14 protein-coding genes are annotated in these 13,827 nt (G+C 49.3%); 1 reads left to right on the top strand and 13 read right to left on the bottom strand.

Annotation, left to right across the window (positions count from 1 at the left end; all coding sequences use genetic code 11):
* Positions 1-101 precede the first annotated feature (101 nt).
* The 12 genes from BLQ36_RS03605 to argC all read right to left on the bottom strand — a co-directional run bounded on the left by BLQ36_RS03605 (position 102) and on the right by argC (position 12,159).
* Complete coding sequence (locus BLQ36_RS03605) at positions 102-692, bottom strand: GerMN domain-containing protein (protein WP_074514017.1); 591 nt, start codon at positions 690-692, stop codon at positions 102-104.
* Between the two features lie 25 nt (positions 693-717).
* The gene (locus tag BLQ36_RS03600; RefSeq protein ID WP_074514016.1) at positions 718-1,773 is read right to left on the bottom strand and encodes an N-acetylmuramoyl-L-alanine amidase family protein; all 1,056 of its coding nucleotides are present in this window, start codon (positions 1,771-1,773) and stop codon (positions 718-720) included.
* Between the two features lie 23 nt (positions 1,774-1,796).
* Positions 1,797-1,997 carry a DUF3006 domain-containing protein gene (locus tag BLQ36_RS03595; RefSeq protein WP_074514015.1) on the bottom strand — a complete coding sequence of 67 codons (201 nt, stop codon included), beginning with the start codon at positions 1,995-1,997 and terminating at the stop codon, positions 1,797-1,799.
* On the bottom strand, positions 1,994-2,923 hold the full coding sequence (locus BLQ36_RS03590) for a ComEC/Rec2 family competence protein (protein ID WP_074514014.1): 930 nt from the start codon (positions 2,921-2,923) through the stop codon (positions 1,994-1,996). Before BLQ36_RS03590 ends, BLQ36_RS03595 begins: the two co-directional genes overlap by 4 nt.
* 10 nt (positions 2,924-2,933) lie before the next feature.
* Positions 2,934-3,743 carry a Cof-type HAD-IIB family hydrolase gene (locus tag BLQ36_RS03585; protein WP_074514013.1) on the bottom strand — a complete coding sequence of 270 codons (810 nt, stop codon included), beginning with the start codon at positions 3,741-3,743 and terminating at the stop codon, positions 2,934-2,936.
* 286 nt (positions 3,744-4,029) lie between these two features.
* Positions 4,030-5,457, bottom strand: coding sequence for an argininosuccinate lyase (gene argH, locus BLQ36_RS03575; RefSeq protein WP_074514011.1), 1,428 nt, complete (start codon positions 5,455-5,457; stop codon positions 4,030-4,032).
* A complete protein-coding gene (locus BLQ36_RS03570) occupies positions 5,454-6,671 on the bottom strand; it encodes an argininosuccinate synthase (protein ID WP_033169034.1) in 1,218 nt (405 codons plus the stop codon). Before BLQ36_RS03570 ends, argH begins: the two co-directional genes overlap by 4 nt.
* 53 nt (positions 6,672-6,724) lie before the next feature.
* On the bottom strand, positions 6,725-7,654 hold the full coding sequence (gene argF, locus BLQ36_RS03565) for an ornithine carbamoyltransferase (protein ID WP_074514010.1): 930 nt from the start codon (positions 7,652-7,654) through the stop codon (positions 6,725-6,727).
* Positions 7,655-7,764: 110 nt separating this feature from the next.
* Positions 7,765-8,970 (bottom strand): aspartate aminotransferase family protein, encoded by a 1,206-nt coding sequence (locus BLQ36_RS03560; RefSeq protein ID WP_074514009.1) that lies wholly within the window; start codon positions 8,968-8,970, stop codon positions 7,765-7,767.
* Positions 8,971-8,983: 13 nt separating this feature from the next.
* Positions 8,984-9,874, bottom strand: coding sequence for an acetylglutamate kinase (gene argB, locus BLQ36_RS03555; RefSeq protein WP_412582293.1), 891 nt, complete (start codon positions 9,872-9,874; stop codon positions 8,984-8,986).
* 20 nt (positions 9,875-9,894) lie between these two features.
* Positions 9,895-11,106, bottom strand: coding sequence for a bifunctional glutamate N-acetyltransferase/amino-acid acetyltransferase ArgJ (gene argJ, locus BLQ36_RS03550; RefSeq protein WP_074514008.1), 1,212 nt, complete (start codon positions 11,104-11,106; stop codon positions 9,895-9,897).
* 18 nt (positions 11,107-11,124) lie between these two features.
* Positions 11,125-12,159 carry an N-acetyl-gamma-glutamyl-phosphate reductase gene (argC, locus tag BLQ36_RS03545; RefSeq protein ID WP_074514007.1) on the bottom strand — a complete coding sequence of 345 codons (1,035 nt, stop codon included), beginning with the start codon at positions 12,157-12,159 and terminating at the stop codon, positions 11,125-11,127.
* Positions 12,160-12,390: 231 nt separating this feature from the next.
* On the opposite strand from argC, the gene BLQ36_RS03540 reads away from it, so the two are divergent.
* A complete protein-coding gene (locus BLQ36_RS03540; RefSeq protein WP_074514006.1) occupies positions 12,391-13,224 on the top strand; it encodes a transglycosylase domain-containing protein in 834 nt (277 codons plus the stop codon).
* 33 nt (positions 13,225-13,257) lie between these two features.
* Here the strand turns inward: BLQ36_RS03540 and BLQ36_RS03535 are convergent, their stop codons facing one another.
* On the bottom strand, positions 13,258-13,824 hold the full coding sequence (locus tag BLQ36_RS03535; RefSeq protein WP_074514005.1) for a coenzyme F(420) biosynthesis enzyme: 567 nt from the start codon (positions 13,822-13,824) through the stop codon (positions 13,258-13,260).
* Positions 13,825-13,827: the final 3 nt, after the last annotated feature.

Below are 13,827 nucleotides of genomic sequence, written 5' to 3'. Positions count from 1 at the left end.
TCTAGGCTCTAGTATGCCATACTCTTGTCATCTTAACATAAAACGCGCAGAAAGACAAGGTTTTCTGCGCGTACCAACCGAAAAAGTCAAAATATCAAGTTTTACTTCAAAAGACCTGCCATGCGGGCAATCGGGCTAGAAAGATCCATATGACCAGCCAAGGTCTCGATTTCTTTTCCCTCAACGAGGAGCTGGACTTTCTTGATTTCCGAAAACTCCGTAAGGGTATTGACGATGGAACCCACCAGCATCTCTTCCCCGGTGGAGCCTCCCGTAAACTGTTTCACCAAATCCTGACTAAAATCGACATAGGCCACATCGCCCTTCACCTTTACGCTTTTGAGTTTTGCCTGTTTCGGAATAACGGCAATCTGGCCCTTATCCCTCGGTCCCTGAAGCAGAGACTTCATTGCCTCTGTGTATTTATTCGAACCATCAGCCTTAATCGTACGTTTCACGGCAATGAGTTTCATACCCTGTTCGTCCGGATAGTAGACTTTGATGTTCATTTTTTTCGCAGCGTTCTCCGTTCCAGCAGAGGATGCTGCACTGCCAGCAGAAGCACCGCTGTTCCCGCTGATTGAAGCCGAAGAACCACCGGGCGTGCCTTTCTCATTATTTGGGTCACAACCTGCCGTCACCAAAAGCGTCATTGCTAAAACAGCCAGCAGGATCACTCTCAATCTTTTCATTCTATCACCTCATATCCATCATCTTTTAGTTAAAAAACCGAGCAATTGCCCGCGCCACAGCACCAGCCAGTTTTTGCTGATAACTGTCGGTATTGAGCAGTCTCTCTTCCCGGTAATTGGAAATAAAACCCAGTTCAATCAGCGATGCCGGCACATTGGTGTGCTTTAGCACATAGAAGTTGGCCGTCTTAACGCCGCGGTTCAAAAGACCGCCAGCTTTTTCCAGTTCTTCGTTTAACAGGGTTGCCAACCGTTTTCCCCGGGAGGAGGAAGCATAATAGTACGTTTCCATTCCCTTGGCGTCCTGACTCGAAAAGGAATTGCAATGAATAGACACGAAGATATCCGACGCCGGGTCAAAGTTGGCCACATTGCAGCGCGCTTGAAGTTCCTGGCTGGCCGTATCATTGGGCCCATAAACATCAACATCCCGGGTACGCGTCATGACAACTCGCGCGCCGGAATTTTTAAGAATCGACTCAACCTTTTTGGTTACAGCCAAGGTTACCGTTTTTTCCATAACCCCCGTAGGCCCGACAGCACCGCTGTCCGTACCACCATGACCGGCATCTAACACAATCGTGCGGCCAGCTATCCCAGTCACTTTGCCGCCGGTTGTTCCATTATCCAACACATCGATAACGAGACGGTACGGCTTTTTGGCCTTGCGGTCGCGTTCCTGGGTATAAATCCGATAGTTATCCGCTACGGCCTGATTCGTGAAATCAACCCGAATTTGCGTGTGATTGCGCTGCAACTCGGCGATGCGAACTTTGGAAGCCAATTTGCTCTTGAGCATAATCGTCTTGCGAAGGTCTCCGGGCTTCGTATTCTCCAAGTCGATGATAAGCTGTTTCTCCGCATAAGGTTTTACGCTGGTCTCGTACTCCAACTTATCATTATCCATACCAATTTCGATACGCAGTGCATCCCGTCCATCTACTTTGACATTCGACGTCTGAAAATAATTGAGCTCATGGTTCCGTACATGCCGGGCTGCCTCTGAGCATCCTGGCAAAAGCACCATAGCTGCCAGAATTAGTGCTCCCGCCAATCTTGCCCAGCGGAATAGCATCTTCATGAAATCGTTCCTCCTCATTTTCCTTACTCTTTCAATAAATCCAAGGCTTCCTGTTCTGCCTGCTCGGTTGCCTCTTTATCATAGGAAATATCCAACTTCAGATAATCCCCTTCTCCTACCTCATCCGGCAAGAAACAAACGGGAAAATTGACTTTTTTCATTTCGTCTCCCAGCAGGAGGACAGCTAAATCCCCCTCGAGACGGTCAATGTATGCAGAAATCATTGCTCTCCCCCCTGTTCTGGCGTAACCGTATAGGTCTTGCCATCCGTCGAAACGGTTATGGTTCCATTCTTGTCTGTTTCGAAAATCTTAAGCTGAAGGGCCTTGTATTTCTTCATGGTCTCCTTATGGGGATGACCATAATCATTCCCCTCCCCACAGGAAATCAAAGCGGTTTCCGGCTGAACAGCCCGCAGGAATTCCTTCGAAGAAGACGTTTTGCTGCCATGGTGTCCGGCTTTTAATACCTGCGCCTTCAAATCGCTGCCGAAGCCGCCCACAATGGGCACCTCTTCTTTCTTCTCCGCATCCCCTGTAAACATCATGGCAAATTCACCAAAAACAAGCTTGCCAACAACGGACTCGTTATTCGGGTCATGCTTATACCCCTTTTGACGGCCTTCCTGCTGATGGGATTCCGTCGGCGCATAGACATGGAAGCTGGCTCCGCCGCCAAAATCTACCACATCCCCAGCCTTCAGTGCCTTATGGGCAATCCCCTTAGCCTTGAGCTGTTTCATATAACCAAGGTAAATCTTCGACGTAGACGGCATGCCGTTGTCATAGACTTCTTTTACTTCAAACTCATTAAGCACCACATCCATACCGCCAATATGATCCGCATGGGGATGGGTCAAAATCACCTTATCGATTTTCGTGACACCAGCCTTTTTAAGCTCCTGACGCAGCTTATCCCGTTCATCCAAGTCACTGGTATCGATGAGGACCGTCTGCTCTGGCGACTGTATCAAGATGGCATCTCCCTGCCCCACGTTTAACATCTTGACCACCAGATTTCCCGCAGCAGCAGTCGTTTCAGCTGCCGGCTGGCTGCTGGAAGCTGAGTGATCCGGAGCCTTGCCACAGCCCGCTAACATAGCTGTAAGGAGCAGCAGAGCCCCCAATATCAGTCCTAATTTTTTTCGCATGAAAAACACCTCAGATTGTCTTTAAGATGTAGCGATATATCCCATCCGCTACACCATCTTCATCAACGCTTGGCAGCACATAATCTGCCTTAGCCTTGAGTTCATTGCCAGCATTACCCATGACCAGGCTCGTGCCGACCGTATCCATCATTTCCAAATCATTCAATCCATCGCCAAAGGCATAACTTGCCTCCACCGGAATTTCCATGTATTTTAGTGCCTCAAGAATACCGGTTCCCTTGGATATATCCGCCGAATAGAGTTCCATGTATTTTAACAATGTCGGGTCGATAAGTCCCGTAAGTCCCGGCCAGGCCAAGAGTTCATGAAAAAGACCGCCGGCATTTGGCGTCTCGGACAGAAATTCAATCTTGCCAATCTGCAAGCCTTCCAAGCTCGCATCGTAATGGCGCACAAAATCATCCAGGGAGATATCGATGGATGTGTATACTTCCTCCAGCGCCTTATATTCCTGTTTCAAATAAACAGAAGGATTGCTTTCGAGGATATACTCAACACCACACTCCTCTGCTCTCTTAACAATAGCGCGAACTACGTCCAAAGGCAAGTCCTTACGGAATATTACCTGACCATCTAACAGAACTACTGCACCATTGAGCAGCACAAAACCATCAAACAGTCCGGACTCCGTGAGTTCTTTTCCGAGATATGCCCAGGGCCGCCCTGAGGCGATAAAAGTATGATGTCCAGCCTGCCGCAAAGCGCGAATAGCTTTTTTCACCGGTTCCGTCAAACTGGTCCGCCCGCGATGAATATTGATAAGCGTCCCATCGATATCAAAGAATACAGCTTTTGTCATTTCGAACCTTTCCAACAGATATAGCAACGAACTACGAACAGTACTCCCCAAATTCCAAAGGAGACAGCATAGGCTGTGTCAATGATTGACATGTCACTGTAATTAATTCCAAACACAAAAACATACAAACCAACTGCCGCAATGAGAACGTCCATGGGTTTTACTGCTCTATGCAACCAATCCATCAAAAAAGACTCCAATCTTTAGAAATATAGAAGTACATACACCTCTATACTACTAAAAATCAGAGTCTCCTTCAAGGTTTATTTATGCCTTCCAGGCATGATTACTCCACGTTAACCTGGGCCTTCTGGGCCGCATCGCAGATTTTCTGTTCCGCCGCAAGCAGCTCTTTGGCCGCCGTGAGTTGCAGCTCAACCTGCTTATATGAAGTTCCACCAAAGGAATTGCGGTTCTTCACACAAGTCTCGGGGCTGATTGCCTCCTGGATATCATCGGCAAAAAGTGGGGATAGTTCCTGGAATTCCTGAAGTGTCATATCCTTCAGGTATTTGCCCTGAGCGATGCAGTTATGCACAGCCGTCCCCGATACCGCATGAGCCTGACGGAACGGCATTCCCTTCTTAACCAGATAGTCAGCCAAATCCGTAGCGTTGGAGAAATCCTCTGCCACCGCCGTCATCATGACCTCTTTGCGGACTTTCATGCCACGAATCAGCTGGGCATAAACAGCCAGACTGAATTTGACCGTATCAATGGCATCAAAGATACCTTCTTTATCTTCCTGAAGGTCTTTGTTGTAAGCCAGGGGCAAGCCTTTTACCGTCGTCAACATCGCCATCAGATGACCGATAACCCGTCCCGTCTTACCACGTACCAATTCTGATACATCGGGGTTCTTCTTCTGCGGCATCATGGAGGAACCCGTGCAGTGCGCATCATCAAGTTCCACAAAGGAGAACTCGCGGCTGCACCAGAGAATCGTCTCCTCCGACAAACGCGACAGATGAACCATCAAGATGGAAGCTGCGCTCAAAAATTCCAGGATGTAATCCCGGTCGCTGACCGCATCCAGGCTATTGTTATAAATCGCCTCAAAATTGAGCTGCTTGGCCACAAACTCCCGGTCAATAGGGAAAGTTGTCCCCGCCAGCGCTCCGGCCCCCAGTGGCATGATATCTGCCCGTTTATAGACACCTTCAAATCTGGCAAAGTCACGGGATAGCATTCCAAAATAAGCCATCAGATGATGGGCAAACAAGATTGGCTGGGCCCGCTGCAGATGCGTATACCCCGGCATGATGACATCATCATACTTCTCGGCAGTCTCGACTAGTGCCTGCTGCAGATTTTGAATCTCCTTCTGGACCTCCACTACCTGACGGCGCACATACATATGCGTATCCAAAGCCACCTGGTCATTGCGGCTGCGGGCCGTATGAAGGCGGCCTCCAGCTTCACCAATCGCATCGGTCAGGCGCTTTTCGATATTCATATGGATATCTTCTAGGTCAACGGAAAAGTCAAACTCCCCATTTTCAATCTGCTTTAAGATATCCTTGAGCCCCGCGATAATCTTATCCTTATCCTCTGCCGAGATGATACCAGCCTTAGCCAGCATCGTTGCATGGGCGATGCTGCCAGCGATATCCTCGTGATACATTCTCTTGTCGAAGCCTATGGACGCCTGGAACTCGTTGATCATCTCATCGGTGGTCTTCGTGAACCGGCCTCCCCACATTGCCTCGCTCATTTTCCTGCTTTCTCCTGCATGAGAGCGCGGACTTTGAGCGGCAGGCCAAAGAGGTTGATGAAGCCCGTAGCATCGGCCTGGTCGTAAACATCGTCATGCTCGAAGGTTACAAACTCCTGACTGTAGAGGGAATACGGGCTCTTGCTGCCGGCAGACATAATGTTGCCCTTATAGAGTTTCAGTTTGACCGAACCCGTTACCGTCTGCTGGGTGCTGTTGACAAAGGCATCGAGAGCCTCGCGCAGCTGGCAGAACCACATGCCATCATAGACGAGTTCTGCATAGCGGATGCCAACCTGCTGTTTATAATGATAGGTCTGGCGATCAAGGCAGAGATACTCCAGCTCACGATGCGCATAGTAAAGAAGTGCTCCGCCCGGATTCTCATAAACGCCACGGGACTTCATGCCCACAAGACGGTTCTCGCAGATATCTACGACACCGACGCCGTTGCGGGCACCAATCTCATTGAGTTTGGTCAGCAATTCAACGGCACCGAGCTTCTCACCATTGACAGCCACCGGCTCACCCTTTTCAAAATCAATGGTAACGTACTCGGCTTTGTCCGGAGCTTCCTCAACCGGTTTAGAAATCAGCAGCATGCTGCTGTCCGGCTCATTTGCCGGGTCCTCAAGGTCAGAACCCTCATGGGACAGATGCCAGATATTGCGGTCCATGGAATATTTCTTGTTATCCGTTGCGATAGGAATCCCGTGTTTCTTGGCATATTCGATCTCAGCACTGCGAGAATCAAGATCCCATTCACGCCAGGGCGCAATCAGCGTAATATTCGGTGCTAAAGCCTTAACCGTCAATTCGAAGCGAACCTGGTCGTTGCCCTTGCCCGTAGCACCATGAGCAATGGCATCTGCGCCTTCTTTCTTGGCAATTTCCACCAGTTTTTTGGCGATAATCGGACGAGCGAACGACGTGCCGAGCAGATATTTATCCTCATATACTGCACCAGCCTTAAGCGTCGGCCACACATATTCCGTCAGGAACTCTTCCGTCAGGTCGCAGATATAAACTTTCGATGCGCCCGATGCCAATGCTTTATCATGTACCGCATCGAGTTCATCGCCCTGGCCGATGTCAGCACAAGCAGCGATAACTTCGCAGCCATCATAGTTTTCTTTCAACCAGGGAATGATAACGGAGGTGTCAAGACCACCGGAATAAGCAAGTACGACTTTCTTAATCTGTTTCTTAGCCATAGAAATTTACCTCTTTTCCTTTACATTCAATACATGAAGCTTTTATAAGAGTATCAGCACATGGTCAATGCCATGACAGCCTTCTGGGTATGCAAGCGGTTCTCCGCCTCGTCAAAAATGACATCTGCATTTGCTTCCAGGACTTCCTCGGTTATCTCTTCGCCACGGTATGCCGGCAGGCAGTGCATGACGATGGCGCGCTTATCGGCTAATGCCATCAATTCTTTGTTGACCTGATAGGGAGCAAAGATTTTCTTGCGCGCTTCGTGCTCGTCTTCCTGTCCCATGCTGGCCCAGGTATCAGTAACCACGATATCTGCCCCCTTGACAGCTTCCTTCGGGTCGGTGATAACGGAAATGGAAGCCCCAGTCTGTTTCGCATCTTCCATGGCATTCTTCCTAACCGTTTCATCCGGACGATAATTTTCCGGCGTTGCCGCCACAAAGGTCATACCAGCTTTGGCGCAGCCATACATGTACGAGTTGGTCATATTGTTGCCATCACCAACGTATGCCATCTTGAGCCCCTTGAGGTTCTTGCCTTTATGTTCTTGAATCGTCAACAGGTCTGTAAGCACCTGGCAGGGATGCAAGAGATCCGTCAGCGCATTGATAACGGGGACATCCGCCCACTGGGCCAACTCCTCCACCCGCTCATGACCAAAAGTGCGAATCATGATGCCATCAAGATAGCGTGAGAGGACACGAGCGGTATCTTTTATCGGCTCACCACGGCCAAGCTGAAGGTCGCGGTTGGAGAGGAACAAAGCCTGTCCCCCTAGCTGATACATACCAGTCTCGAAGGAAACTCGCGTACGCGTCGAGGATTTTTCAAAAATCATACCCAAGGTTTTCCCCTTGAGCAAATGATGCTCAATCCCTGCTTTCTGCTTGGCTTTGAGCTCTTTTGCCAGTGTCAGGATTTCCTGCACTTCATCCACCGACAAATCGTGGATGGATAACATATCTTTTCCTTTCAGCATACTTTAACCTCCGTTACTGTAACTTATGTCCGTCACTATTGCATATTATAACACTTTGTTTTTTGCTTGTGAAGAGGAAATCGCAAATATTTTGTATACATATACAAAAATTATGCATATTGACTCATAACTTCATCCAGAATCCCCATCACTTCATCTACCTGTTCCTTCGTGATAATAAGGGGCGGGATAAACCGGAGCACCTTGCCCGCTGTACAGTTGATGATTGCGCCTTTCTCCAGGCAGCCATTGACGATATCACGGCCGTGTTCCGGGCCAGAAAGCTCCGCCCCCAGAATCAATCCGGTACCGCGTACCTCCTTAATTAAGGCTGGATATTTTTTCATCAACGCTTCCAGCTTGCCCTTGAAGTAGTCACCGACCTCCTCAACCTGTTTGAGGAACTCTGCTTGAGGCACCGTTTCCAAAACCACATTCGCAGCGGCACACGCCAGCGGATTGCCGCCAAAAGTCGTACCGTGATCTCCCGGCTTAAAGGCTTTGGCAACTTCATCCGTAACGATAAAGGCACCGATAGGAACGCCACCGGCAAGACCTTTGGCCAGGGTGACAATATCCGGTTTGACACCGTATTTCTCATAGGCGAAGAACTTACCACTGCGGCCGATACCAGCCTGGATTTCATCAAAAATCAACAAAGCCTGATACTTATCGCAGAGGGCGCGGACTTTTTTCAGATAATCACCTTCCGGCGTATGGACGCCGCCCTCACCCTGAATCGTCTCCAGCATGACAGCCGCCGTCTTGTCGCTCATCATGGCTTCCAATTCGTCAATGTCGTTGTAATGAACATAATCAAATCCTTCCGGCAGCGGCCCCACCCCTTCGTGATAATGGGGCTGCCCGGTAGCGGTAAGGGTTGCAATCGTACGGCCATGGAAACTATCCCAAGCCGTAATAATCTGCGACTTGTCCGGGCTGATGTTATGCGCATATTTGCGGGCAATTTTAATAGCACCTTCATTGGCCTCGGCACCGGAATTGCCAAAAAAAGCTTTGCCTAGGCCACTCAATTTAACCAATTTGCTGGCGGCATCTGCCTGTGGCTGGGTATAGTAGAGGTTCGAGCAGTGAATCAGTTTGCCAGCCTGCTCAGCCACCGCCTGAACTAGCGGCTGATAATTATGCCCCAGGACATTGACCGCAATCCCCCCCAGGAAATCGATATACTTCTTGCCATTGTTATCCCAGGCATATACACCATTGCCATGGTCAAGAACAATCTTATAGCGGTTAAAGACCGGAAGATAATTATCCTTATCTTCCGAAAAAATAAGCTGATCCGTTTCTTTCATAACAGTATTCTCCTTATCTGACAACCTGCGTGCCAATACCTTGCTCGGTAAATACCTCGAGGATAATGGAATGGTCAAGACGTCCGTCGATAATATGCGTTTTTCCAGCGCCTTTTTCCAGCGCGGTGAGACATGCCTCTACCTTAGGAATCATGCCGCCAGCAATGATTCCCTCCTTGATATACTGCCGTGCCTCCGGCAAATGCAGGGTAGATATAAACGTACTCTTATCATGGAAATCCTTATAAATCCCCTCAATATCTGTCAGCAGCAGTAGTTTTTCTGCCTCGAGGGCTCCGGCAATCTCTGCAGCGACATAGTCCGCATTGATGTTGTAACTTTCGCCATTCTCACCAACACCGATAGGGGCAATAATTGGCACATAGTCCTGATCCAAAAGATCTTCGATGATTCCCGAATGAATCGCCGCCACTTCCCCCACATAGCCGATATCCACCTTTTTGGATTCCTCACCCTCATAGACGGTAGCCAATTTCTTGCGAGCCTGGATAAGCCCAGCATCCTTGCCGCTCAGGCCTACGGCCTTGACGCCGCGGCGATTCAACAGATTGACAATCTCCGAGTTGACCTTGCCGTCCAAGACCATCTCGGCAATTTCCACCGTTTCCTCATCGGTGACTCTGAGTCCTGCCACAAAGGAGGACTGCTTGCCGACTTTCTTGAGGAACCCGGTAATTTCCGGGCCGCCGCCATGAACAATGACCGGACGAATGCCGACGTACTTCATCAAAGCCACATCCTGCATGACTTTTTCCTTCAAAGCATCGTTGATCATGGCATTGCCGCCGTATTTTATCACAATCGTCTTGCCGTAAAACTCCTGGATGTACGGGAGTGCTTCCACAAGGATTGCCGCCTTATCTTCTGGTTTAAACAAATCCATTCATCCCCTTTGCCATGCTATCAGGTGTGATACTCTCCGTTGATTTTCACATATTCATAGGAGAAATCACAAGTCCAGACCGTAGCCTCGGCTTCACCTTCCCCCATATCGATATCAATAACGATGTCATGGGCAGACATAACCTTGCGCAGGGCTTCTTCATCGAAAGCCGCCCCGACGCCATTGGCATAAACCGGAATCCCGCCGAATTTTACCACGGTTTTCTGCGGGTCCATAGGCACACCAGCATATCCTACAGCACAGATGACACGCCCCCAGTTCGGATCTTCCCCGAAGAACGCCGTCTTGACCAGCGGGCTCTTCGCAACGCTCATGGCAATGGTCTTAGCATCGGCAAAGGACTTCGTCCCCTTGACATTGACCGTCAGGAATTTCGTGGCCCCCTCGCCATCGGCAGCAATGCGTTTCGCCAGCCCCTGACAGATGGACTGCAGGGCATTCTTGAAGGTTTCGTAATCGTCGCCTTCCGCCGTGATTTGCGCATTGCCAGCGGCACCATTTGCCAATACGATGCACATATCATTGGTGCTCATATCGCCATCAATCGAAATCATATTGAACGAAACCTCAACGATTTCCGACAGGGCCTTCTGCAACATTTTGCTGTCAATGGCAGCATCCGTCGTGATAAAGCAAAGCATCGTTGCCATATTGGGCTGAATCATCCCCGAGCCTTTGGCAATGGCGCCAAAGCGGACTTCCTTGCCACCGATGGTAACCGTCGTGGCGCAGGCCTTCGAATAAGTATCCGTCGTAATAATGGCATTGCCAGCTTTTTCACTGCCGTTTTCGTCCAGTTCAGCCACGGCCTGCTGAATACCTTTTTCCATCTTATCCATCGGCAGGTTCACGCCGATGACACCTGTAGATGCAACAACCACATCATCAGCACCACAGCCCAGTGCCTCAGCTGTGATTTTCTGCATAGCCAAGGCATCTTTCATGCCCTGCTCGCCCGTGCAGGCATTGGCACAGCCTGCGTTTGCCGCAATTGCATGAGCCGAACCTGTCTTTACCACATCTCGGGATACGAATACCGGCGCAGCCGCCACTGCATTCTGGGTAAAGGTTCCCGCAATCGCTGCTTCCTTCTCTGTATAGATAACCGCCACATCCAGGTTGCCGCTCTTTTTGATGCCAGCTTTGACACCAGCAGCCTTAAACCCCTTCGGGAACGTAACGCCAGCTTTTACATTTTTCTCTGAAAACATAGTAACAAGTCCTTTCTATCATGGATACATCGGAACAAAATCCAGTCCCGTATTTTCCTCAAAACCACAAGCGATATTAAAATTCTGCACCGCCTGACCGGCAGCGCCTTTAACCAGATTGTCAATAACCGACAGGATGATTACACGGTTCGTCCGCTCATCAATGTGCCAGGCAATATCACAGAAATTCGACCCTCGGACATTTTTCGTTGAAGGATAGGCCCCTCGCCCCAGCAGACGAATAAAGTGTTCCTTGCCATATAGCTTTTCAAAGGCCGCATCCACCAGCTCCGGCGATACGCCTTCCTTCAAAGTTGCATAGCAGGTAGACAGGATGCCTCGGGACATCGGCACCAGATGCGGCGTAAAATTCAGCACGGTCTGCTCACCGGAAAGATCTGTGATGGCCTGCTCAATTTCCGGCGTATGGCGATGTTTTGCCACATTATAGGCACGGAAATTATCGTAGAGTTCCGGGAAATGATTGGGCTGTTTGGCCGAACGACCAGCGCCTGATACACCGGATTTCGCATCGACAATGATAGTATTCACATCAATCAAATGCTGTTTGGCCAGCGGCGCCAAGGCGAGAATACTCGCCGTCGTGAAGCAGCCTGCATTGCCAATTATCTTTGCATCGCGAATATCTTCCCGATAAAGTTCTGCCAAGCCATAGACCCGAACCGCATCCGTATGCGTATGGGGCACATGATACCAGGCTTCATAAACTGATGTATCGGCAAATCGGTAGTCCGCCCCCAAGTCGATGATGCGAACTGGTTTATCCGCCAGCACCTTACCTACTTCCATCGCATGACCATGAGGCAAGCCGATGAATACGAAATCACTGTCACTGCCAATGGCTTCGATATCCTTCATGCTTTCAAGCTTCATATCATACAATCCGCGCAAATGAGGATACAAATCACAAATATTCTCACCCGTATGACTTTCAGAAGTGATATGTACCACCTCCGCATTCGGATGATTGTAAAGAATGCGTAAAAGCTCGGCACCGGCATAACCGGTAGCGCCTAAGACACTGACTCTCATTCTGGTTCCTCCTTCGAATATCTAGAACTTTGTTCTGCTGGAATGGATACTGCAACTCTATTGTACCGCTATTTGCCGTACTCTGTAAATGATGTTTATAATTATACATCTATCCTGTATATTATTGCAAGCGTTTTTTCTAAAAGTATTCCTTTCTGCAAAAATTGATGGAGAAAAGACCGGCTAGTCGTGTTATAATAAGGAGCAATCCACCAAATAAAGGAGATTTCTATGAAAAAAACAAAAAAACGAAGGTTAGCTATAAGCTTCCTCCGCTTCGTCTTTTTACTCATTTTGATATTTTTCCTCGCCTTTTTCTTAGCTGGCGGCACCTCGGTATTTTCGCCGAAGACCTGGCAGCATCTCGGCGACTTCCTGCCCAAGGTCGAAGCCCAGCTTCCCGCTATCCAGCAGACAGATTCGCAGGTTGTTGTCAGCACGACAGACCGCATCAGTCGTTTTATCTTCATCAAGCGAGCCGTTGATGCCCGCATCAATCACGAAAACTATGTCAAGATACGCGATATTCCCGAATCCCTGCAGCAGGCCATCGTCGCCGTAGAAGACACCCGCTTTTACAGCCATCACGGCTTTGATATCCAGGGAATCATGCGAGCCACACTGGTCAACATCCAATACGGTCAGATTGAAGAAGGCGCCAGCACCATCACCCAGCAGCTGGTCAAAAACCTTTTCCTCTCCAACGAGCAGTCCTACGGGCGCAAAGCCGAAGAATTGCTGCTGGCCCTTGACCTTGAAGCCAACTACAGCAAAGATGAAATCCTCGAGCTCTACCTCAATACCATTTACTATGGTTCCAATTATTATGGAATAGGGCCAGCAGCTGAAGGCTATTTCGGCAAGAAACCTTCGGCACTGCAGCTGCCGGAATCGGCCATGCTGGCAGGGCTCCCCAATGCGCCTTCCCTTTACTCCCCTTATGTCGATTTTCTCATGGCCAAGAAACGTCAATTCATCGTCATCGATGCCATGGAACACAACGGCTACATCGATGAGAGCACGGCGGCCTCCGCCAAAATCAAACCAATCTATCTAGCCCATTAAAAAAGACTTCCCGCACCGGGAAGTCTTTTTTAATCATTTCTTTTTGATGCTGTTTTTGTACTGATCCGTAGCCGCCCGCTCGAAGTGCTTATAGAACTGCTCGCACATGTTGTTATACGTAGCAACCGTATTGCCTTCATTGCTGTTGGCACGAATCTCATAGGTGAACAGAAGCTCGTCGCTGCCTGCTTTATAAACGTCAAAGAAGAACGTCGTGCGGCCACTGTTGGCCACCGTCAAAACAACATATGCATCCGCATAGTTGCCGACATTTTCCTTGAAAACCTTGGCGGCCTGACGGCGATCCAAGGACTTGATATCAACATTCGATGCCGTTTTGATGTCAGCAGCTACCTTATCATAGGATGCCACATAGCTATGCGATACCCGGCTGGCATCAAAGATAATCTGAGTCAGCATCGCCTTATCCGGCGACTGCGGATCAACCTGCTGATAACGTGGTGCAGCAACCGCCAGCCGTTTGATTGACGTGATATCGGCTCCATCCTGAACGGTCGTCTTATCCGCATTGGCAAAAGCTGCCTGAGTGCCAAACACCACCAGGCAAAGAACGATCAGCATCTGAACGATTTTCTTCATGGA

Origin of the sequence: Selenomonas sp. WCT3 (genome assembly GCA_900100835.1) — a bacterium.
GTDB lineage: Bacteria > Bacillota > Negativicutes > Selenomonadales > Selenomonadaceae > Selenomonas_A > Selenomonas_A ruminantium_E.
This window is presented reverse-complemented; position numbering and strand designations above follow the sequence as displayed.